This is a genomic window from Aminobacter sp. MET-1 (assembly GCF_026521175.1).
Lineage (GTDB): Bacteria > Pseudomonadota > Alphaproteobacteria > Rhizobiales > Rhizobiaceae > Aminobacter.
This window is the reverse complement of record NZ_JAMSHL010000010.1, coordinates 63712-85945: the sequence shown is the minus strand read 5'-3', so window position 1 is coordinate 85945 and position 22234 is coordinate 63712. Positions and strand designations below refer to the sequence as shown.

At 61.5% G+C, this 22234-nt stretch carries 18 protein-coding genes; 10 read left to right on the top strand and 8 right to left on the bottom strand.

What is annotated here, in order from left to right:
• Positions 1-14: 14 nt before the first annotated feature.
• The 4 genes from pdxA (at position 15) to NDO48_RS15745 (ending at position 4285) form a co-directional block, all read left to right on the top strand.
• A complete protein-coding gene (gene pdxA, locus NDO48_RS15760; RefSeq protein WP_040457322.1) occupies positions 15-1004 on the top strand; it encodes a 4-hydroxythreonine-4-phosphate dehydrogenase PdxA in 990 nt (329 codons plus the stop codon).
• Positions 1001-1906, top strand: a complete 906-nt coding sequence (locus NDO48_RS15755) for a dihydrodipicolinate synthase family protein (RefSeq protein WP_018430804.1) — start codon at positions 1001-1003, stop codon at positions 1904-1906. Before pdxA ends, NDO48_RS15755 begins: the two co-directional genes overlap by 4 nt.
• A gap of 71 nt (positions 1907-1977) precedes the next feature.
• On the top strand, positions 1978-3114 hold the full coding sequence (locus NDO48_RS15750) for a sialidase family protein (RefSeq protein WP_018430805.1): 1137 nt from the start codon (positions 1978-1980) through the stop codon (positions 3112-3114).
• A gap of 40 nt (positions 3115-3154) precedes the next feature.
• Entirely contained in the window at positions 3155-4285 is a 1131-nt protein-coding gene (locus NDO48_RS15745) for an iron-containing alcohol dehydrogenase (protein ID WP_018430806.1), read from the top strand.
• 37 nt (positions 4286-4322) lie between these two features.
• Here NDO48_RS15745 and rfbD read toward each other — a convergent pair whose 3' ends face one another.
• From rfbD to NDO48_RS15725, 4 genes are all read right to left on the bottom strand, one after another.
• Complete coding sequence (rfbD, locus tag NDO48_RS15740; protein ID WP_267321768.1) at positions 4323-5207, bottom strand: dTDP-4-dehydrorhamnose reductase; 885 nt, start codon at positions 5205-5207, stop codon at positions 4323-4325.
• The gene (gene rfbB / locus NDO48_RS15735; RefSeq protein ID WP_157632923.1) at positions 5204-6283 is read right to left on the bottom strand and encodes a dTDP-glucose 4,6-dehydratase; all 1080 of its coding nucleotides are present in this window, start codon (positions 6281-6283) and stop codon (positions 5204-5206) included. The genes rfbD and rfbB overlap by 4 nt, the downstream gene beginning before the upstream one ends.
• Complete coding sequence (gene rfbC, locus NDO48_RS15730) at positions 6280-6843, bottom strand: dTDP-4-dehydrorhamnose 3,5-epimerase (RefSeq protein WP_267321767.1); 564 nt, start codon at positions 6841-6843, stop codon at positions 6280-6282. Before rfbC ends, rfbB begins: the two co-directional genes overlap by 4 nt.
• 91 nt (positions 6844-6934) lie before the next feature.
• Positions 6935-8116, bottom strand: coding sequence for a glycosyltransferase (locus NDO48_RS15725; protein ID WP_157632924.1), 1182 nt, complete (start codon positions 8114-8116; stop codon positions 6935-6937).
• Between the two features lie 185 nt (positions 8117-8301).
• Here NDO48_RS15725 and NDO48_RS15720 point away from each other — a divergent pair, with 185 nt between their 5' ends.
• From NDO48_RS15720 to NDO48_RS15700, 5 genes are all read left to right on the top strand, one after another.
• Positions 8302-9552: a polysaccharide biosynthesis/export family protein gene (locus tag NDO48_RS15720; protein ID WP_018430811.1), complete on the top strand. Its 1251-nt coding sequence runs from the start codon at positions 8302-8304 to the stop codon at positions 9550-9552.
• 82 nt (positions 9553-9634) lie between these two features.
• Positions 9635-11224: a GumC family protein gene (locus NDO48_RS15715; protein ID WP_018430812.1), complete on the top strand. Its 1590-nt coding sequence runs from the start codon at positions 9635-9637 to the stop codon at positions 11222-11224.
• Between the two features lie 174 nt (positions 11225-11398).
• On the top strand, positions 11399-12061 hold the full coding sequence (locus NDO48_RS15710) for a hypothetical protein (RefSeq protein WP_157632925.1): 663 nt from the start codon (positions 11399-11401) through the stop codon (positions 12059-12061).
• A gap of 122 nt (positions 12062-12183) precedes the next feature.
• Positions 12184-13020, top strand: coding sequence for an ExeA family protein (locus NDO48_RS15705; protein ID WP_018430814.1), 837 nt, complete (start codon positions 12184-12186; stop codon positions 13018-13020).
• A 117-nt stretch (positions 13021-13137) separates the two neighbouring features.
• Positions 13138-14658 (top strand): O-antigen ligase family protein, encoded by a 1521-nt coding sequence (locus NDO48_RS15700; RefSeq protein WP_018430815.1) that lies wholly within the window; start codon positions 13138-13140, stop codon positions 14656-14658.
• A 115-nt stretch (positions 14659-14773) separates the two neighbouring features.
• Here NDO48_RS15700 and NDO48_RS15695 read toward each other — a convergent pair whose 3' ends face one another.
• The 4 genes from NDO48_RS15695 to NDO48_RS15680 form a co-directional block, all read right to left on the bottom strand.
• The gene (locus NDO48_RS15695) at positions 14774-16117 is read right to left on the bottom strand and encodes an oligosaccharide flippase family protein (RefSeq protein ID WP_267321789.1); all 1344 of its coding nucleotides are present in this window, start codon (positions 16115-16117) and stop codon (positions 14774-14776) included.
• Positions 16118-16539: 422 nt separating this feature from the next.
• Entirely contained in the window at positions 16540-17826 is a 1287-nt protein-coding gene (locus NDO48_RS15690) for a glycosyltransferase family 2 protein (RefSeq protein WP_245262422.1), read from the bottom strand.
• A 344-nt stretch (positions 17827-18170) separates the two neighbouring features.
• Positions 18171-19034, bottom strand: a complete 864-nt coding sequence (locus tag NDO48_RS15685) for an SDR family NAD(P)-dependent oxidoreductase (protein ID WP_081623578.1) — start codon at positions 19032-19034, stop codon at positions 18171-18173.
• A gap of 16 nt (positions 19035-19050) precedes the next feature.
• Positions 19051-20616, bottom strand: coding sequence for a GMC oxidoreductase (locus NDO48_RS15680; RefSeq protein ID WP_018430819.1), 1566 nt, complete (start codon positions 20614-20616; stop codon positions 19051-19053).
• 581 nt (positions 20617-21197) lie between these two features.
• Here NDO48_RS15680 and NDO48_RS15675 point away from each other — a divergent pair.
• Complete coding sequence (locus NDO48_RS15675) at positions 21198-22154, top strand: glycosyltransferase family 2 protein (RefSeq protein WP_018430820.1); 957 nt, start codon at positions 21198-21200, stop codon at positions 22152-22154.
• Positions 22155-22234: the final 80 nt, after the last annotated feature.

Here is a 22234-nt window from a genome sequence, read left to right as displayed (position 1 = left end):
ACGGACAGGGAGCGATGGCGAGTTCTAGCCGCACGATTGGCATCACCATGGGGGACCCGGCGGGCGTCGGCCCCGAGATCATTTGCAAGTCGCTGGCCGAGATGGGTGCCGCCGACCGCGCCACCATGCGGGTCTTCGGCAACCGCGACAGTCTTGAAGCGGCAGCCAGCATCGTCGGCGCGCCGCTGAAGTTCGCTTCCGTCTCGGATGGCGCCGACACGGTTGCCGTCGAGCATGTCGCCATCGAGGGCGGCCCGATCGCCTTCGGCAAGATCGACATTCGCGCCGGTGACGCCTCATTCCGCTTCATTGCGCGTGCGGTGGAAGCGGCGACCGCAGGTGAGATCGGCTGCATCGTCACCGCCCCCATCAACAAGGAAGCGTTGAACCTCGCCGGCCACCACTATGACGGCCACACCGGCATGCTGGCGCATCTCACCGGCTCGCGCTCGTCCTGGATGCTGCTTGCCGCCGAACGCATGTCGGTCATCCACGTCTCGACCCATGTGTCGCTCAAAGACGCTATATCGAGGGTCAGGCCCGAGCGCATTCTGGAGACCATCCGTACGGGCCATAGCCATCTGCGCCGCATCGGCATCGAAAACCCGCGCATTGCGGTCGCCGGCCTCAACCCGCATTGCGGCGAAAACGGCCTGTTCGGCACCGAGGACGACGAGTTCATTGCCCCTGCAGTCGCCGCGGCCAAGGCCGAGGGCATCGATGCCTACGGCCCGGTGCCGCCAGATACAGTCTTCCACCGTGCCTATACTGGTGCCTTCGACCTTGTGGTCGCGCAATATCACGACCAAGGCCACATCCCGATGAAGCTGGTGGCCTTCGAGACCGGCGTCAACATCTCGCTCGGCCTGCCCATCGACCGCACCTCTGTCGACCACGGCACCGCCTTCGACATCGCCGGAACCGGCAAGGCCAACCACGTCAACATGAACTCGGCGATCGCCTATGCGCGCAAGCTCGCCGGAACGCCTCGGGTGACCGCATGACCAGTTTTGCAATCTCGGGCGTCTTCTCGGCTGCCGCTACGCCCATCAACGCCGACCTTACGCCCGACCATGGCCTGCTGGCCGCGCATTGCAAGCGGCTGCTCGACGAGGGCTGCCATGGCGTGGCCCTGCTCGGCACCACCGGCGAAGCCAATTCGTTCTCGCTGACCGAGCGCAAGGCGATGCTGGAAAGCGTCGTCAAGGCGGGCGTCTCAGCCGACAAGCTCATGCCCGGCACGGGTGTCGCCGCCATCCCCGAGACCATCGAACTGACGCGCCACGCGCTCTCGATCGGCGTCGACAAGGTCGTGATGCTGCCGCCCTTCTATTACAAGGGCGTGTCCGACGACGGCCTGTTCGATGCCTACTCCCGCATCCTCGAAGGCATCGCCGACGACCGGCTCAAGGTCGTGCTCTATCATATCCCCCAGGTGTCTGGCATTTCGCTGTCCGTCGAGCTCGTCGGCCGGTTGATCAAAGCCTTCCCGAAAACCGTCGTCGGCATCAAGGAATCCAAGGGCGATTTCGCCAACATGCAGGCGCTGGTGCAGGCCTATCCGGGCTTTGCCGTGTTCCCGGGCGCTGACCCGCTGATGTTGCCGCTGTTGCGCGAAGGCGGCGCCGGCTGCATCACCGCGACCTCCAACCTGATCGCGGATTCGCTGCGCACTGTCTTCGACAACCATGCGACCGCTGGCGAAGAGGCGAAGGTCGAGGCGGCGCAGGCGCGCATCAACGCCTGGCGCAACCTTTCCAACAGCTACGCACAGATCCCGACCATCAAGGCGATGGTCGGCCTCAAGCACGGCAAGCCGGCCTGGCAGCGGCTGCGCCCACCGCTTGTGTCGCTGAGCGACGGCGATGTCGCCGCGCTCAGGCCGCAACTGGAGCAGCTGCCGTGAGCACGGGGACGGCCATGGGCGCGGCACAAGCGGAAGCATCCGTCATGACCCACGCGGAGGTGGCAGCTCGCATGGACGGCAAGATGAGGGCTGCCGCACCGGGACGGTGGGACGCCTTCCTGCCGTCACCGACAGTGCAGAACCACGCCGCAAACCTGTCGCTGTTGCCCGATGGCACGCTGGCTTGCGTCTGGTTCGGCGGCACGATGGAAGGCATGGGCGACATCTCGATCTACATGTCGCGACTGTTGCCCGGTTCGGATGTCTGGTCGGCGCCGGAGAAGATGTCCGACGACCCCACGAAATCAGAACAGAACCCGATGCTGTTCAACGCGCCCGACGGCAAGGTCTGGCTGCTCTACACCTCGCAGACCTCGGGTCATCAGGACGGCGCGGTGGTCAAGCGCCGCATCTCCGAGGATGGCGGCAAGAGCTTCGGCGCCGTGACCACGCTCTGCGACGTGCCGGGCACCTTCGTGCGCCAGCCGATCATCGTCAACGGTCGCGGCGAGTGGCTTTTGCCGGTGTTCCGCTGCATCGGCCGGCCGGGAACCCGCTGGAGCGGCGACGTTGACACGGCCGCCGTGCTGGTGTCGACCGACGCCGGCACCAGCTGGGCCATGCGTGACGTAGCCGACAGCATCGGCGCCGTACACATGAACATTGTGCCGCTCGGCGGCGACGAGATGGTGGCCGTCTTCCGCAACCGTTTTTCCGAACAGGTTCTGCGCAGCCGCTCGCGTGACGGCGGCCGCGGCTGGAGTGCGCCTGAACCGACCGACCTGCCCAACAACAACTCGTCTGTGCAGGCCGTGCGCATGGGCGATGGCCGCATCGCCATCGTCTACAACCATGCCAATGCGTCGATGTCGGATGACCGGCGGCTGTCGCTCTATGACGAGATCGAGGGCGACGAGCCTTTGGCGACCGAGCCGGCTGCAGAGCCGGAGGGGCGCAAGGCCGTCTGGGGCGTGCCGCGTGCGCCGCTCAGCCTCGCATTCTCGTCCGATGGCGGCGAGAGCTTCGGCGGCCGCATCGACCTGGAGACGGGGGACGGCTTCTGCCTCACCAACAACTCCAAGGACGGGCTGAACCGCGAGTTCTCCTACCCGTCGATCGTGGCTGCGCCCGATGGGGCGATCCATGTCGCCTTCACCTATTTCCGCCGCGCCATCAAATACGTCCGCCTGACACCGGCAGACATCTGATGCGTATCAGCGGCGACCATATCCAGCAGGAGCAAAGACGATGAACGGTCTCAACACGCCCATCACGATCGTTCGGCCGCCGGTCATCGAGTTCGGTCCCGGTGTGGTGTCCCGGCTCGCCGGCTGGGTGAAGTCGCGCAACATCACAAAGGCCCTTGTCGTCGCCGACGCGTTTAATGCGGCGCGTGTGGACACGCTCGATCTCGGCGTCGAGACGGTCGTCTTCGGCGAGGTACGCCCGGAGCCGGACCTGCCCAATCTCGAAAAGGTGCTTGAGCTCGCGGCCCGTTCGGAGGCCGACCTGATCGTCGGTTTCGGTGGCGGCAGCGCCATGGACCTCGCCAAGCTCGTTTCGGTCATGGCGGGCACCGGCCAGCGCCTGCAGGACATCGTCGGCGTCGGCAAGGCCACAAGGCGGCGCGTCGCTCTGGCGCAGGTGCCAACGACCTCGGGCACCGGCAGCGAGGCCGGCATCCGCGCCTTGGTCACCGATCCGACGACGCAAGCCAAGCTTGCCGTCGAAAGCATCGAGATGCTGGCCGACATCGCCGTCGTCGATCCCGCGCTGACCATGACCGTGCCCGCTGCCGTCACCGCAGCGACCGGCGTCGATGCGATGGCTCATTGCGTCGAGGCCTACACCAACAAGAAGGCGCATCCGATGATCGACCTCTACGCGCTGGAAGGCGTGAAGCTGGTCGGTCGCTACCTCGCCCGTGCGGTCAAGGACGGTAGCGACGTCGAGGCCCGCGCCGGGCTGGCACTCGCCTCGCTCTATGGCGGCTTCTGCCTCGGCCCGGTCAACACTGCCGGCGGCCACGCGCTCGCCTATCCGCTGGGCACGCGCTGGCACATTGCCCATGGCGCTGCCAATGCGCTGATCTTTCCACATGTGCTCGCCTTCAACCTGCCGTCGGCAGGGGAGAAGACCGGCCACATCCTCTCGGCCCTCGGCTTGCCGGAGGCCCATGCCGTGCAGGATGTGTTCGGCTCTACGCACGACTATTGCGCTTCGCTTGGCATCGAGATGCGGCTGTCGAAGCTCGGCGTGCCGGAGAACGACCTGGAGACGATGGCCGACGACGCCTTCGCCATTCGTCGCTTGCTCGACAACAACCCGCGCGACCTGGCGCGTTCAGATATTCTGTCGATCTACCAGACGGCCTATTGAGCGCGACGCTGCCGATGGAATGCGCCGGCAATCCGGGTCAGCGGTCTTGAAGCAGCGTTTCGACGAGGGTGGCGGTCCGCGCTCTCCAATCGCCCGCCCGATAACCGAAGTCGCGTTGGAATGCGTCCGAATTCAGCTCTGAATTGGCCGGGCGCGCGGCTTTTGCCGGCCACATGGAGCTGCTGATCGGTTCTACAACGGCGCTCGGGCCGCCCAGAGGAGCGCTGACCTCAAGGACATGCCGTGCAAGCTCATACCAGCTGGCTCGACCTTGCCCGGCGAGATGATAGAGCCGGCCCGGAAAGCTGCCGGTGGAGCGCCTTGTGTTGGCGGCGGCAAGAATGCCGTCGGCAAGATCGTCTGCTTCCGTTGGATTGCCGAACTGGTCGGCGACAACGGTCAATCTGTCCCGGCTTTGCGCGGCCGTGAGCATCGTCTTGACGAAATTGCGGCCATAGCGGCTGACGACCCATGCTGTGCGTACGATCAGGTGATCCGGATTGCCGTCGCGCACGGCATCTTCGCCTGCGAGCTTGCTGCGCCCGTAGACCGTCTGCGGATTGGGCAAATCGGCCTCGACATAGGGGCGAGCCGACCGTCCGTCGAACACATAGTCGGTGGATACCTGGATGATCGGGATACCCGACAGCCTGGTCAGGCGGGCCAACGCCGACGGTGCCTCGGCATTCATCGTGAAGGCACGCTCAGCCTCGTCTTCCTGCTGGTCGACACCGGTATGCGCCGCTGCATTGACGACCAGGTCCGGGGCGATCAGCTTGAGAACCGGGGCAAAGGTGGCTGGCGCCTCCAGATCCAGATTCGGCCGTCCGATGCAGACGAGTTCAATCCCCCTATGGAACTGCGCTCGCGCCGCAAGGGCGCGCGCCAGCTGGCCTTCCGTTCCGGTGACGAGGATCTTCACTTCGCCTCGACCAGTCCGAGCCGGTTGCCATCGAAGCGCTGTTCGCGGATCGGTCGCCACCACCAGCCGTTTGCAAGATACCAGTCTACCGTTCGTGCCAGTCCGCTTTCGAAGGTCTCCAACGGGACCCAGCCAAGCTCGCGCTCGCTCTTGGCCGGGTCGATGGCATAACGCCGGTCATGTCCGGGACGGTCGGTCACGAATTCGATCAACTCGAGATGCGAGCGTCCGCCCTGACGCGGCCGACGATTGTCGAGGAGTTCACAGATTGCCTCGACGACCTGGAGATTGGTGCGCTCGGCGCGGCCGCCGATGTTGTAGCTCTGGCCTGCGCGTCCCTTGGTCAGCACAGTCTCCAGCGCGCGTGCATGATCCTCGACGAACAGCCAGTCGCGCACATTGGCGCCCTTGCCGTAGACCGGCAAGGGCCGCTCATCGAGCGCATTGGCAATCACCAGCGGGATCAGTTTTTCGGGGAAGTGGTAGGGTCCATAATTGTTCGAGCAGTTGGACAGCACCACAGGCAGCCCATATGTCTCGTGCCAGGCACGGACGAAGTGGTCCGATGCGGCCTTGGATGCCGAGTAAGGAGACGAAGGCTTGTAGGGCGAGTCTTCCGTGAACACGCCGGCATCGAAGGGCAGGTCGCCGAACACCTCGTCGGTCGAGACATGGTGGAACCTGAAGGTTTCCCGCCGGCTCGCGTCCAGGCTGCGCCAATGGTCGAGGGCTGCAGACAGCAGGCTCGCAGTGCCGACGACATTGGTGGTGACGAAGGCCATCGGGCCATCGATCGACCGATCGACATGGCTCTCCGCTGCCAGATGCATGATCCGGTCGACGTTTTCGTCCGCTAGTATCCGCCTCACCGCGTCCGTGTCGCAGATGTCTGCCCGATGAAAGGCATAGTTCGGATGGCCCTCGAGATCGCGCAGCGATGTCAGGTTGCCGGCATAGGTCAGCTTGTCGAGATTGATGACCCGGTAGCTGCCTGTGCCCACCAGGTGGCGGCACACTGCCGACCCGATGAACCCGGCGCCGCCGGTGACCAATACGGTTTGCGTAGCTTGCTTCACGGGTAGACGAATCCTGTTTCGATTTCGGCGAGCAATGGTGCTGCACTGTCCTTTGCCGACAAGGTCATTTCGGCTGCCTGCACCGGCCAATCGATCGCGATGGCGGGATCGTCGAAGCGAACCGAGCGGTCGTGCGGCTGCGAATAAGGGGCGGAGACCTTGTAGACGACCTCCGTGTCCGGCTCGAGCGTGACAAACCCATGGGCAAATCCCTTGGGCACGAGGATCTGGTTCCAGGCTTCGGCCGAAAGCTCGATGCCCACCCATCTGCCATAGGTCGGCGAGCCCTTGCGGATGTCGACCGCGACATCGAAGACCGAGCCGCGCAGCACCCGCACCAGTTTGTCCTGGGCAAAGGGCGGCGTTTGGAAATGCAATCCGCGCATCACTCCACGACCGCGCGAACAGGAGTGGTTGTCCTGCACGAAATCGACCGTGATGCCGGCCTGCGCCAGCTTTGCCGCATTCCAGGTTTCGGAGAAGAAGCCGCGCTCGTCCGCGAATTTCGGCGGCCTGATCTCGAACACCCCGTCCAGGCCCAGACTAATTATTTCAACCATGGGTTATCCCTTGACCCATTTTCGACGCAATAAGAGCAGTCACTATAAGCCAGTGCAATACGTGTCGCGTGCTTCGATGAGCCTAACGGAACTATCCAGTGCGTTTTCGGGCCGCGACCTGCTTGAAGAAGTCCATTCGTCTGGCGAAGGTCTGTTCGAAAGTATGCTGTCGGGCAAAGGCCAGGGCGGTGCGGGATTTTCGAGCAATTTCCGCTCTATTGCCGGCTATCTTGACGACTGTGTCTGCCAATCCCGCAGCGTCGTTTTCGCCTACGCACCAGCCGGCATCGACGCGCTTTATCAGGCCTGCCAATGCCTCGTTGCCGTAGCCGGCGATCGGCACGCCAAGGGCAAAAGTCTCCAGATAGGTCGACGAGGGGTCGCCCTGCTTGTGGCAGCAGAGGAACAGGTCCGCCTGCTGCTTGACGAAGGGCACGAGCTTCTCCTGGAATGGCAGCACGCCCATCATGGTCACGTGGTTGCCAAGATCGTCGCGGGCGATACGTTGCCTCATGGCGTCTTCGAGCACGCCTCCGCCACAGATCGACAGTTTGAAGTTCAGTCCCCGGCGGCGCAGCATGTTTGCAACGACGATAAGGTCCATGGCACCCTTCATTTCGTTGAGACGACCGGAAAAGACGAGGCGCAAGGCAGCCGTGCTGTCGCTGGATGCGGTCAGGCGCTGCTCCAGTTCGTGCTCTGCAATGAGCGCGGATTGTTTTACCCAGGAAGCGAAATACAGCAGGTTCCTGTCGTTGAGGGCGGCATACGCATCATAGGTCGGGGTGCCGTTCGCTTCAAAGCCGGCAGCTGCCGCGATGCTCCTGCGTATCTGCCGTTCCTGGCCTCTTTCCCACCACCGGCGACGCCAGCGTTTCAGAAGGTTCGGGGCCGTTTCATCGACGATCTGGAGCCGGGTCTTAAGCGAGTACTCGGTGTTGTAGACGTTGGCGATCTGCCTTGGGCCGACGATGTCGGCAAGGTCGTGCGTTTTGTAGTGAGGGCCCCAGTGAACGAAGCCGGATTGGCTCGCCAGGTTTCGAAGCTCTTCGGACTCGAACTGGATTGCCTTGATCTCGAAGTCTATGTCCTTTGGGTCGACCCGGACGTTGTCGAGATTGTCGGTTGCAGCGTGGGCCGGATCCATGACCGCGACGACCGGGCCATCCCAATGGGCCACGTAGTGGTTCATGCCTTCGATGAACTTCTTGGTGAGCGTGAAGCTGCCGTCGTCGTGGGCCACGACGGGAAGGCTGGTCAACTCGGCAAACACACGGCTCATATGTCAGGCCTCGAGCTAATGGAGCGCAGTCTCATTAACCTCATCATCTTATTTGAATACTACCATGCAGTTCATTGGCGATCGCTTATTTTCAAGGCGACCGTTTGCCAATAAGACAGAAGTGGACCTCGCGGCGAGCGTGCATGCTGCCGTAACGATGTTCTTCAGGAGAGCTTATGCGTTCAACCTGGTGCACATTTTGCCTTGTCTGGCTGTTTTCGCTGGTGGTATCGCCGGCGCTTGCCGAGTACAGGCTACAGCCGGGTGACACGGTTGAGATTTCAGTCGCCCAACAGACGAACCTGAATCGCCAGGCGGTGATTGCGCCGGATGGTCGCCTGTCGTTGCCGCTTGCCGGTCACCTGCAGGCGGAAGGGCTGACGGTGGAGGAGCTTGAGGCGGCACTGGTGGAGCGCCTGAGCAGCTTTTTCAAGGACAAGCTCAACCTGACTGTCATGTTGCTGCCGAACCCGCAGCACATGCCAACCGTCTTTGTGGTCGGCGATGTGAACACTCCCGGAGCCTTCCCCTTCAGGCAGGACATGACCGTGCTGCATGCGGTCAGCGTCTCCGGCGGCCTGTTCAGGTCGGCTCTGCTTGCGGCCGATCGCGATCGCGCCCTGGTCGTTGAAGGTGAGATCGAGCGGCAGCGCAAGCGTCTCGTCGAGCTTCAGCTGAAGATGGCGCGCCTTCAGGCCGAACTGGACGACCGGGACAAGATAGAAGTGCCGGCGCAGGTGAACTCGTCTATCTCCAAGGGCGTGCTGGACGATCTTCTGGCGGAGGAACAGAAGATCCTCGAACGCCGCCGCGATGAAGTTCAGATGCAGCTCGATGCCAAGAAGCATATCGACGAAATCACGCAGCGCAGCGCCGAAGCAGCACAGGAGCAGATGCAGACCGTGACGCAGCGCATCGAGCTTGCAAAGCAGCGGCTGGCAAGCACCTCGATACTTGTCGACAAGGGCCTGGCGAATGTTTCGGTACGCCTTGAGATCGAAGGTAGCATTGCCGAGCTGGAAGGCATGCGAAACTCGCTCCAGTCCGCCATGGCCACAGCCGAAGGCTCGGTCGCAGCCGAGGCCAACCGGCTGCAAGGGCTGTTGGAAGAGCGTCGGACACGCGACCTGCTCGACCTCCAGGATACTCGGCGCGAGGCCGACGAATTGGCTGCCAGCATGGCTGACAGCGAAAACGTTCTCTCGATCTATTCGAACGATGCCGCAAACACCCGCGGCCGCAATGCGACCCGCACGGTCGAATACCGCATCGTCAGGTCGGAGAACGGGCAGACAAGCGAGATCGAGGCCAACGAAATGACCAAGCTTCGGCCCGGCGACCTGGTGCGCGTCGTCTTTGTCGATACGTCAGGCCAGTCGGAAGCGCAGCTGACGGGTGGCGCTGCCACTGGCGCCACCGGGCAATAGCGGGCAGACTATTCTGGGTTGAGAGCAGGAATAAGATACGCAGGCATGGACGCTCGAAACGATGCGTCAGCGGAGCGACGGCATGGACAATGAACTGACCCGGATTGCCTATTATTATCTCGACCTCCTGTTGAGGAAGCCGCTCTACTGGCTCGTGCCGGCAGCCATTGTGTTCGCCTTGGGCGCCATGTTCGTCTTTTCCAAGCCGAGGACCTACTACACCGAAGCTCTTATGGTCGTTGAATCCCAGCAGATTCCGTCGTCCCTGGTGGAATCCACCGTTGCCAACGAGCGGACCCAATTCATCGAGCAGCGCGTGCTGGTCCGCGAAAACTTGCTTACCCTGGTCAACAAGCTCGATCTGTTTCCAGGCCTCCGCTCGGGCCTGTCCAACACGAAGCTGGCCGAGCTCGTGCGCAGCCACATCAAGATCAGATCCGTCAACACCGGGACACCCGATCAGAATCCCACCAGTTCGACCTTTTATATCGGCTTCGAGTACAGCGACCCGCAGCTTGCTGCAGCGGCCACGAGCGAGCTTGTTTCGATGATCATCGAAGAGAACAGGCGGACGCGCACCTCGCGCGCCTCGGAAGCCACCCAATTCCTCGAACGCGAAGTATCTGACCTGGCAACCCAGGTGAAAACGAGCGAAACGAGCTGGGCGCAGTACATGGAACAGAACAAGGAAATCCTGCCGGGTCGTGTGGCGGGTTATCTGACCGAGCTGCAGGACAAGGAGCGTGACCTGACTGCGGCAGAAAAGGCGTTGCCGGACCTCGAGGAAGAGCTGCGGCTCCTGGAGGTCCAGTTCCAGCTCAACGCGCCGCTGGCGAACTCGTCGGCAGCCAATCAGCGCACTCAGCTTACCAATCTCAAGGCTGAACTCAGTCAGAAGTCGTCGATCTATTCGGACACCCACCCTGACATCGTGGCATTGAAATCCCAGATCCAGTTCCTTGAGAACCAGATCGCGCAGGCGGGCACGACGCCCCCGCCGACCGCCGACACGAACTACAGCGGACTGAGCCCGGAAATGGCGCTCGTGGCGGAAAGGATCGCATTGGCAAAGCCCAAGCGAGAGGCGCTTATACGCCAGCGCGACCAATTGCGCGAACGGGTTGCATGGCTGCGTGAAACGATTGCGCGGGCGCCGGAAGTGGAGGCGGAACTGGCGACACGTCTCCGTGAGAAGGAAAGCATCCAGCGCAGCCTCGACGACATGAAGGCCAAGCTGGAGACCGCCCGCCTCGGGCAGCGCCTGGAACAGGACCAGTATTCGGCCCAGATCCGTGTCCTCGAACAGCCGGAGACGCCGAGATACTCAACAGGGGCTGGGCGCACCACGCTGATGTTCGGGGTGCTGGCGCTGGCCGGGCTCGCCGGGCTCGCCTGTGTCTACGTATCCGACTTGTTCGACAGAACCATCAGGCGCACTTCCGATCTGGCGGGTGCGCTGCAGGGACAGGTACTCGTCGTGATCCCCCAATGGTCTTCCTCGGACAGCTTCTCCGGCAGGGTCAGGAGGTTTTTTGGCGCGTCGCTCGGACTGATGCTGCTGGGGGCGGGGATATACGGTCTTCAGCCCCTCGACCAATCCCAACAATTCCTGCAGTCTGGCTTGTCTCTCACGAGAGCTGGCGAACTCTCGGCGCAACCGGTTCATATCTAGGTCGACACGATGGAACGCGTAACCGAAGCATTGCAGCGGGCAAGGGCCGAACTGGCAGGCGAGAGCGCACCGCTCAGACCTGTCACGCCACTGCGCGACGCCGGACCCGACAGCCGATCGAGGCAGGATGGCGGTGTCGCCGGTCATTTCCGCCGCGACGCGGCGGGATCGCCGTTGGCGGCGGATCCGCGCTTTCCACTCGTCAGGCTTGACGAAGCGGCGCTGGAGCAGAATCGGGTCGTTGCAAACGACAGCAGCAGCCCGCTGACGCGTTATTACGACATGCTGCGCAACCAACTGCTGAGCAACAAGGAGGGCATGGTCGGCACCATTGCGGTCACCTCGCCCACCGCCGGATGCGGTGTAACGGTCACGGCGATCAATCTTGCCTTCAGCCTTGCCCGGATGCGGACGACGAATGTGTTGCTGGTCGACGCCAATCCGTCGGATGCGGGCGTGGCTGCGAAGTTGAGGTTGTGGGACGGATTGACGACAAGCGATGCCCCCGACGGCATCATCCGGGCCGAAGCCGGCGAGGTGTGCGTATACATCGTGACGGCTCCTGGGACCGCAGGCGAAGTGGTTGATCATCATCGCTTGTCGGAACTTGTCGAAAGCGCACGCAAGGCGGTCAGGCCGGCTTTGGTCGTTCTGGACCTGCCGCCGATGCTGGCCAATGACGAGACTATCCCATCGGCGCTCGATGCTGACCGCCTTGTGCTGGTGCTTGCCGTTGGTGAATCGACTGTCGCTGATCTCGAGGCATGCAAGACGTTCTTGGGTTCGAAAGCCGGTGTGCAGGTGGTGCTAAACAAGACGAGGTGGCACGACCTTTAACGAAGTGCGCGCCATTATCGGCCGACCGGTCGTGCAGATGCTTTTTGGCGGGCTGCTCATCGAAATGCGGCAAAGGCGGTAGCCGGCCCCGTGGGGTTCGACGCCCGCTTTGGAGTAGATGAATGTACGAGACATACTTCGGATTGCGCGAGAAGCCGTTTTCGATCCTTCCGGATCCGAAATTTCTCTATTTCAGCAACGCGCACCGGATGGCATTTTCGATGCTTGAATATGGCATCGTCAACCAGGCCGGGTTCACTGTCATCACCGGCACCATCGGCTCTGGAAAGACCACGCTCATTCGCCAGTTGCTCGGCAACGTCACCGGCGAGATCAAGGTCGGCCTCATAAGCCACACCTCGAAGTTCGGCGGCAATTTGCTTGAGTGGATTCTGATGGCATTCGACCAGCCGTTTGAGGAAGGCACCTATCCACGTCTCTACAAGCGGCTGCGCGACTTTCTGGAGCACGAGGGCGAGCGGCGGGGACGGGCTGTGCTGGTCATCGATGAAGCCCAGAATCTGGAGGCTGAAAGGCTCGAAGAGCTCCGGATGCTGTCAAACATCAATACGGACACGATGCTTCTGCAACTGATACTGGTCGGACAGCCCGAGCTGCGATCGATCCTTCAGGCGCCGGAATTGACTCAGTTCGCCCAACGCGTTTCGTCCGATTTCCATTTGCCGGCGTTGGACCGTGTCGAAGCCAAGGCCTATATCGAACACCGGCTTCAGGTTGCCGGCGGCGATCCCGAGCTGTTTACGTCGACGGCCAAGCGTCTGATCCACGATGCTTCGGACGGCGTTCCCCGGCAGATCAACATCCTCGCCGATCGTTGCCTGGTCTATGCCTTCGCTGAATCGACTAGCGTCGTGACGGCGAAGATCGTGACCAAGGTGCTGGCCGACAAGAGACGGCACGGCGTCTTCAGGATGGACGAGGCCGGGATTCTGGCCTGAGGTCGACGGATTGAGCGGGGATGTCTGGCAGGTGAACAAAGCAGGCGGAGGCATCGGCGGCGATGGCAACGGCCTGACCGGCTCTGGTGAGCTGCGATCCGGGGCCAGGGGGCAGACATGCCTGAATATGTAAGAGCGCTCGCCTATGTCCTGATCATTTCGACCCCGGTCTGGTTCCTTGCGCGCCGGCTCGCGGAACCCACAATCGACGCGGCTGAATTCACGCTGTGGCGCAATGCCTGGTTCGTGACGACGTGCGTGTTGTTCTTGTCGGGCAATTTTTTCATTTTTGCCGCCTTTTTGGGTATCATCAGCATCTATGCCTTTCGCAAGAGCAACGAGCCGGCATATCTCTACATCGTCCTGATGTTCGCGGCGCCGGCCTTGCCCGTGATCGTCGGCCTGTTCGGTGTCATCAACAAGATCATCGACTTCAATCCGAGCCGGCTTCTTGCCCTTGTCATTCTGTTGCCGCGTGCCATCCAGCTGGCGCGGGGAAGTTCCGGCAGTACGAAATTCAGCATCACCGACAAGCTCGTGGTCGCTTATTGTGTGCTGTTGATGCTGCTGTCGCTGCGCCTGGGCAAGGTGACGGACATCTCCCGAATGGCCTTCATCTACGGGCTGGATATTCTGCTGCCCTATTTCGTGTTCAGCCGCGTGCTTGGATCTGTCAGCGATATCAGAAAAGCGTTGATGGCCCTTGTCGTGGCGGCCATGCCATTGGCCGCCGCTGGCATGTTCGAGCTCGCGAAGGGCTGGAGGCTCTACAATACCATCGCGGACGCCTGGGGCATTAACCTCATTGCCCCCTATCTTATCCGCGATGGTATCCTGCGGGCTGCGGTTACGTCGGCCGAGCCGATCGCCTTCGGGTTTGTTTGCATGGTGGCTGCCGGATGCCTGCTCACAATAAGGGTCAACCGGCCCTTCGGTCTGATCGGCTATGCTTCGCTGGCCATTCTTCTCGGCGGTCTCCTTGCCAGCGTTTCGCGCGGCCCTTGGCTGGGCTTTGCCTTGCTCGTGTTGGTTTTGCTGGCCGCCCATCCCAAGGGTATTACCAATGTGCTGCGCGGCTCGCTGGCCTTGGGCATATTCATCGTTCCGTTCCTGATGAGCCCTTACGGCGCGCGCTTCACCAAATACCTGCCATTCATCGGGACCGTCGAAACCGGCAACGAAGACTATCGGGTGGATCTCTTCCACAACGCCATGATCGTGATTGGCCGCAATCCGCTTTTCGGCTCGCCCAACTTTCTGCATGAGCCGGAGATGCAGGCGATGGTTCAAGGTCAAGGGATTGTCGACGTGGTCAACACATACATCGGCGTTGCGATCGAATTCGGCTTGATAGCGCTTGCACTTTTCGTGCTCGTATTTGCAACCATCGGGTTCAAGCTCGCCTGGCTCAGCTTCACGGCGCCGCGACAAGACATCAGGATAAGCGGACTGCTTGGGTGCCTGGCTGCCATCTTGGTGACGATCGCAACCGTCAGCAGCGTATCGATCATCCCTTATCTCTACTGGACCTTTGCAGGCCTCTGCGTCGCCCTTCTCAGGGTTGGCGCTACGGCCGAAAGCCATGTCGAACAGCCGGAGCCTGTCGCCAGGATGAGGGTGGTCGGGCGCTCGTCCTGACGAGAGGCAGCCTGCCGCGTCGGCCAGGAAAGCCGGATTCGTATTTCCGCAAAGCAGGATGCTCAATGCGCAGGGGTCGAGCACTTCGAGCGTCGCTGGTTCGGACTACGGCACTCTACGACAGCGACAGAAGGCTGTTTGCTGCGTAGGCGAAGCCCATGCCCAAGGCCAGGCCGACCGGCCATATCAGCAGGACCTTGGCTTCGTAGATAAAGTCGTTCAGGCCGAATTGCCGGTTCATGAAGAAGATGATCGGGATGGTCGGCAGGCCGTGCAGCGCAATCGCCCACAAGGTGCCTTCGAAGCCGAAGAACAATTGCGCCAGCGGGGTGACGACGAACATCGAAATCGCCTTGCAAATGTTCAGTACCGTCAGATTCCTTGGCACGCCAAGGGCGATGTAGACCGTGTAAGCGACCGTGAACCTGCTGATGAGAAGGCTAAACGACAGCACCTGGACGATCGCACCAGCCTGCGCGTATCGCGAGTCATACATGATGTCGATGATGGATTGTCCAGCCCCGTAGAGCAGCCCGGCACTGACCACGAATGCGAGGTCCATCGGCAGCCGGAACTTGAAGTAGACGTCCTTGAGCCTGCTGGGGTCGTCGCGCACCACGTGGCTGAAGGCAGGGGTCGAGACCGACCAGAACAGGCGGCCGCCAGCGCCTTCGATCATCGAGATCAGATTGTAGGCCAGCACATAGATCCCGAGCAGGACCGGGCTGATCCATGCTCCGAGCAGCACCCTGTCGCCGTTCTGGGCGAGGACTGAAAAAAGCGAAGAAATTAGAATCCAGCGCCCGAACTGGATCAATTCCCTGGCCGACTCCCGATCGATGAGGAGGCGGTTTGGGGCGCCGGAGAGCCAGAAATGGCTGAGCGCGGTGGAAACGACGCAAGACGCGAGGCTTCCGATTACGAAAGACCAGATCGAACGCGTCATCAAACCCAATGTGATGGTGATCGCGAGGCCAACTGCCTGCGAGATGAGTTCGATATAGGTTATCTGGCGGAGGTCGAGATGGCGGTCACGGGAGATGGCCTTTGTCGACTGAAGGCCGGTGATGACCGACGAGAACGACGATGCCGCCAGCACAAGCGGCAATTCCGGGGTAGCATAGACCAGGTCGGCGGGGATCATGCCCCGGTTGTTGGCAGCGTAGAGGGCGAGAGCCACCAACAGGCAAGCGAGCCAGATGACCACGCCGCGTATCACCTGCAGCGTCCATGCCGTGTTCAGAAACACCGGCAGGTCGCCCTTCGGGCTTTGTATGATCGATTGCCTTAGGCCGACGTCGGACAGGAGGTTGACGATGATCAGGATCACCGTCGAAACCGCCATGATACCGAACATTTCCGGCACCAGAATACGCGTCATGATCAGATTGCTGGCGATGCGCAGGACATAGCCCGCCGCCATCCCGCCAACGGTCCAGCCGGCGGCGCGCAGTATCATCGATTTCAAGGAGCGCTCGCCCTTGTTCACTGCGCTGGCGCTCCATCCTTCGACGGCCTCAGCCACGCCGCGACGGCGACCACTTTTTGTGTTCGCGACAACCGTAGGACAGGGCAGTTGGTCATGCGTCGCAAGTCCACGTTCCTTTCGTGACACGTTGCGAGCCGTACCGCAGTTTCAGCCGAAAACGCATCTCGACAAATAGTCGCGCCATATCCTGTATAAGATGGACTCACTATTGAAGTGCTAACGGCTTAATCATCTCCGATGGAAGACGGTCGAGATCTATTGCCAAAACGACACAAAAAGTTGCGCAGCGGGACGCTATTGGCAATAGCGATTGTATGCAGACTGTCGTGAAAATCGCCCGAAGCGGTTCGCTGATGCAGTTTGTTGTCCAAGCATACATGGTTCATGGCAGTTCAAGGCTTGTCATCCTGCCTGCTGCGATCTGTCCGGATCCAGGCACTCGACGTTCGCGCGAACAATACCTTCGGATAAAGGCTTAGCTTGCGCAGGACATAGAGTGGAATCTGTCCGAAATCGCGTGCCGGCAGCACGGTTCGGCCCACGGCTGCCCAGGCCGCCAGCGAGGCCAGCGCAAACAGGGCGAGATTCAGGCCGGAGAAAAAGAGCGCCGTCGATGACCCTGTCAGTGCGGACAAACCGGCGGCGAGGATGAACGCGCCAACCAGCAGCAGCAGCAGCAGCGTCAATGGCGGGACGAGCAGATCGAGTGCCAATGCCGCCAATGCGGGCGTCCTTAGGACCGCCGGGCTGGACAGTGTCTGAAGGGCAACCTTGATCATCTTGAGATGACCTTCCTCCCATCGCCGACGCTGAGACGCAGTACCACTGCTCGACTGGGGGAATTCGCTGGCGATGCCAGCCGCAGCGCAGAACATCGGTGGGTGCCCGGCGCGAGCCAGGTCCAATCCAAGCTTCATGTCCTCGACGAGATGACCTGTCGCAAGATCGACCTGTCGAATGACCGACCACGGGAAAGCCATGCCGCTGCCTGTCAGTTGGCAGGGCAGGCCAAGGGCGCTCAAGCCGAGCGGCCGCAACTTGTTTTTGACGATGAACGCGAACTCGGCGACGCGAAGCTGCAGCGCTGCCCCCGCCGGCGCCTTGATCAGATAGCAGGCCTGTACCGGTCGTTGGTTCATGGCCGCGGTCGCAGCAAGCAGCGCCACCGCGCCATCTTCAAGCTGGCAATCTGCGTCCACGAAGATGACGATCGGGGTCGGAGCTTCGGCGAGATGGCGAATGCCGGCGTCGAGGGCATACCCCTTTCCGCGTCGATTGTCGTCATGGCGGACAATCACCTCCGCGCCGCCTGCGCGAGCAAGTGAAGCGGTGTTGTCGCTGCAGTTGTCGGCAATCACCAGAAGGCGGTCGCTGGGCCGAAGCTGGTTCCCTATGCTGCGAAGCGTGGCCGATATGCCGCCTTCTTCATTGTGCGCGGGTACGAGCACCGTCACGTCAGGTCGTTGGCTGGGCAGTTGCTCGCTGCGCTTGCGCATTGCAAGGCCGGCGAGCACCTCGGCGCCATAGATCAAGGTCGGAAGCGCAAGCACGAGCGCGACCGCAGTCATGATCGATGAAAGCACCACCATGCGCCATATGCTCCGTCGACAATTGTTCGCGACAATCCTGCCTATGGTGCCGCTGCGGGCATAGTCCTTTGACTTGGGAAAGAAGTCCACCAGACTTCCATTGCTCCAAGGCCGAAATCTTCGATCCTGCTGAGCAGGCAGTCCGGCTTGCTTCTACCAGTACCAGATCAGCCTGTGTGACATGGCGCAGATGATGATCCACCACGCGATTGTGACACACATTGATACGTAGGCGGCCTTCCGGAGACGCCGCATTTCCCATTCTGACACAGTATTTGACGAATTTACCATGATACTTACCCTCTCAGAGAGTTGTCGGACTCTCCGTTGCAGGGCTCGTGCCACTTTGTCGGCTGCAGAATCTCGGCTGAGCCTTGGCCCGTTGGCTGGGCCGTATTGGCGCTACGTGTCCGCGGCGATGGACGGCCGCGCTTTCAAACGGCGCCGGGTGTCTCGGAGGCGTACGCCAATCGTGCTCCGTGATCGGCATCGAGGCGACGTGGCGTCGGCGCGCCACGCAGCCGCAGGCGATCCCAGACGCGGCTCTTCCAGCGCTGGATTGGAAGAATTTCGGCATCGCGGTCGAATGTTGCCCCGTTCAGGCTGCGGTCGTGCCAGAGCGCCAGATTTGCTCCCCAGCATGCCGCCACGGCCGGATCGAGGCCGACGGAGTGTCCCATGGCCGTGGCAAGCAAGCCCGGTACCCAGTGCGAAATCACGATGTTGGGAAAACGGTCGGCCAAATCTGCCACGAGGGCCAGGGTCAGCATTCGTGTGGCCCCTGTCGAGACGGAAAAGGCGCTCGCACCAGGACGGGGTGTCGTGTCGACAAGCGTGCCGACGTTGAGGATGCGCCCGATACCCGTTTCGACCATGCATTGGAGCGCCGAATAGGTGCAGGCCACCGCGCCTCCAAGGTTGGTCTCGACGGATTTCATGAAGCTTGTCGGTGTTTCCTGCAGGAAGTCGAGCTGGGAGTGAACCGACGCGTTGTTCACCAGGATGGTGACGTCGCCGATCTCTGCGCGGATCCTTGCGAAGGCAGACTTCACCGCATCGTCGTCGGCGACATCCACGACCATCGGTACCAGTCGACCGCTCGCAACGAGGTCGCCTGCCGATTGGAAATTGGCCGCACTGCGGGAAAAGCCGACGACCTGTATGCCTCGGCTGGCCATCTCGATCGCGAGTGCATGCCCCAGCCCGGAACCGCACCCAGTTACCACGGCCACGCCTGTGCGGATGCCGTCATTGGCATCGGTCAGTCTTCTGAGTAGTGGCCTGGATCGTTTGGGCATGTCTGCAAATGCGTCGCTATATCCGGGCTAAGATGCGGTCCGCCACTCGGAGGGCATTCGCGGCGATGGTAAGGCTCGGGTTGATACCAGTCGAGGTTGGCATGAACGAGGCGTCGGTGACATAGAGATTTTCGACCTCGTGCGCGCGGCAGTCGCGATTAAGCACACTGGTGGCAGGATCTTCGCCGAAACGTAGGGTTCCGCAGGCGTGGGCGAAGTCGAGCTCAGGCTGGAATGTGAGGAACACCGATCTCTGGCCACCCAGTCTGCGCTTCAGCAGGCGACGGAACTCGCGCCGTCGGCGCTGCAGCTCCGGCTGTACCGCATATTCGAAACGCAGGCGACCGGGGTCGGTTTCGTCGAGCAGGACCCTGTTGTCCTGGTATGGCAAGTCCTCGATGATTGCCCTGAATACCTTGGCGTCACCGAAAACCCGTGCTGCAATAAAAGCAGGAATGCGGGTCAGTTGGCGCAGCGGCTTCAGCTTGTGAAGTGCTGACCGGTCGAAGATGTTCTTGAGGTAGTGGGCGATCTCTCCATAAGACGCGTCGATGCCAATGGCCTGGACCGCTCCGTAACGATTGCCGTCGATGAAATAGAGGTCGCGCAGGGCGATGGCTTTTGTCGGGCCATTGAAGCTGATTCCAGATTCTGGCCAGATCGCTATCATTTCCGCCAGGTGGAACATCAGGTTGCGGCCGACCAGCCCTGAGCCGTTGGCGCATCCGTGCGGCCATTCTTCGCTGCGGGATGCGAGCAGCAGCCGCGGGGAGCCGAGGCCGCCGCCGGCAAGAATGTAGCGCTTGGCGCGGAGTTTCAGCCGTTCACCGCCCTTTTCTGCTTCGATATGGCTGATCCTGCCGTTGGACCCGCGCAAGGCGAGCACGTCGCACATGTCGAGCACCGTTGCTCTGCCAGTAGCCACAGCCGGCTCCACCCCGGCTGAGCGTCCGTCCATTTTGCACGTGCGCGGGCATTTGTAGCCGAAGCACATGTTGCAGCCCGGAAGGAAGCGCACGCCCATGTGCAGTCGGTAGGGGTTCAGGCCCTTGCGCTTGAAGCCATCGATCATCGCATGGTCGCCCTCTGTCAGGGCGGGAGGCGGAATCAAGGTCGTGGCGGTGTCGGGCGACAGCGGGTCGTTTTCGCCGCAAACTTCGAACATCCGTTCCGCCGCCTCGAAATACGGCCGGTAGGCATCGTATTTTTCTGGCCACCCGCCGGTCGGATGAGGCCGTGCTGCGCTGTCGTCGAGGTCGTGTCTTTCGGGGCGCTCGAGGGTCGCTGCGTAGAAGGCCGAGGAACCGCCCACACCGGAGCCGACCGGGCCAAAGAACAAGGTCTGCCGACCGTCGATCTTGGCGTTGAGCGGGGTTGGCCAGAACCCCCTGATCCGCCGTGCGTTGGGGTCCTCGATATCGGTTCGCAATTGCTGTTGTTCTGTCCGGGGCCCAAAAGGTCCTCGTTCAACGAACAGGACTGACAGGCCTTGTTCAGCGAGGCGCCGACCGACAACGCCGCCGCCCAAACCGGCGCCGATAACGATCACGTCCCATTGCTTTTCGACGATGTCAGCGATCATGAGTGGACCCTGCTCTCGCTGAGGTCGTCAACCCTGCCTGCGGGCCGAGGAGGGGGAATCAGGCCGCAGGTGGGCGTGTGATCCAGCATGCACTCAGCGTCCACGAGATCCAACCGCAACCGAATGTTGCATGAGCCAAGGAATGCGGTCCGACGGTCCAGGTAGACCGTCCTTGTGAACGCTGCCCAAACACCTGCGTGAACGCATCAAACGCTGCCTGAACGACGGCATCTTGACCAATCTGCTAGGAAACCCCTTGGCTTTATAAGATGTCCCATTTTAGCTAGTCAATTGAGTATCCTATCCGAACAATGTCCGGCCTGAACTTTTGAACGAATTGACCAAAGCAAGGCCTTTGCGCGAAAAATTCTGTACGTTTTTTGCCGGCTTTGGTTCGACTGAAGACAAAACCGCAAGTGGATGTAGCCGGCTTTGATCGCGTCCGGCTTGATGATGCAAAAGGGATCGGGAGTATCGAGCACCGGACAATCGTCTTATTCCGGATAGACGGATGCTTTACATCTTGTCGCCTAGGATCGGTGTCCCTGGCGATCGGCCTCTGACAGGAGACTGCTTGAACGATGCAGCTTGCTATTGTCATTGTAAACTACCGGACAGCCGATCTGGTGATCGATTGCCTTGCCTCGCTCGATGGCCCCGACGCCATGCCTGCGGGATCGCAAATAGTCGTTGTTGACGGATGTTCGGGCGACGGCTCGGCGGAGCGCATCGCCGCAGCGATCGACGAGCATGGTTGGTCCGGTCACGTCACCCTGCTGCCGCTGGCGGTCAATGGCGGGTTTGCCTATGGCAACAATCGCGGTATCGAACGCGTGCTGGCCGATTTCGGCAAGCCGGATTTTTTTCTGCTGCTCAATCCGGACACTGTTGTTCGGCCTGGCGGCATCTTGCCGTTGCTCGCCTTCATGCAGGCAAATCCCAAGGTGGGCATTGCCGGTAGCCTGCTCGAGGATCCTGATGGCACGCCGCAGGCCTGTGCCTTCCGCTTTCCCTCCGTGTTCAGCGAGTTCGAGGGTCAGATGCGCTTCGGACCGGTAACCCGGCTGCTCTCGCGATGGCGCGTTGCGCCGGAGCGGCCCAAGGTCGCGACCCGGATGGGCTGGGTGTCCGGGGCCAGCATGATGGTCCGGGCACAAGTCATCGACGACATCGGATTCATGGATGAGGACTACTTTCTCTATTACGAGGAAGTCGATTTTACGCTGCGCGCGGAGCGTGCCGGCTGGGAATGCTGGCATGTGCCAGAGAGCCGTGTCGTGCATCTGGTTGGGCAGTCGACCGGTGTAACCAGACGAGGGGCTGCGCCAGCGCGGCGGCCGGCCTACTGGTTCGACTCCCGCCGGCGCTATTTCATCAAGAACCATGGGCGCGGATACATGATGCTGGCTGACGTTGCGTGGCTGGCCGGGCAAGGCCTGTGGCGCTTGCGGGAAGTCCTCGAGCGGCGCCAGCGTAGCGATCCGCAATATATCGTTCGAGATTTCGTTCGACACAGTGCGTTCCTGCGGGGTCTCTAGGACTTTTGCAGCAATCGAAGATATCGGGCGCTGCGCGTCAAGAGACGTGTGAGTGCCGAGAGCATGCAGGACACAATATC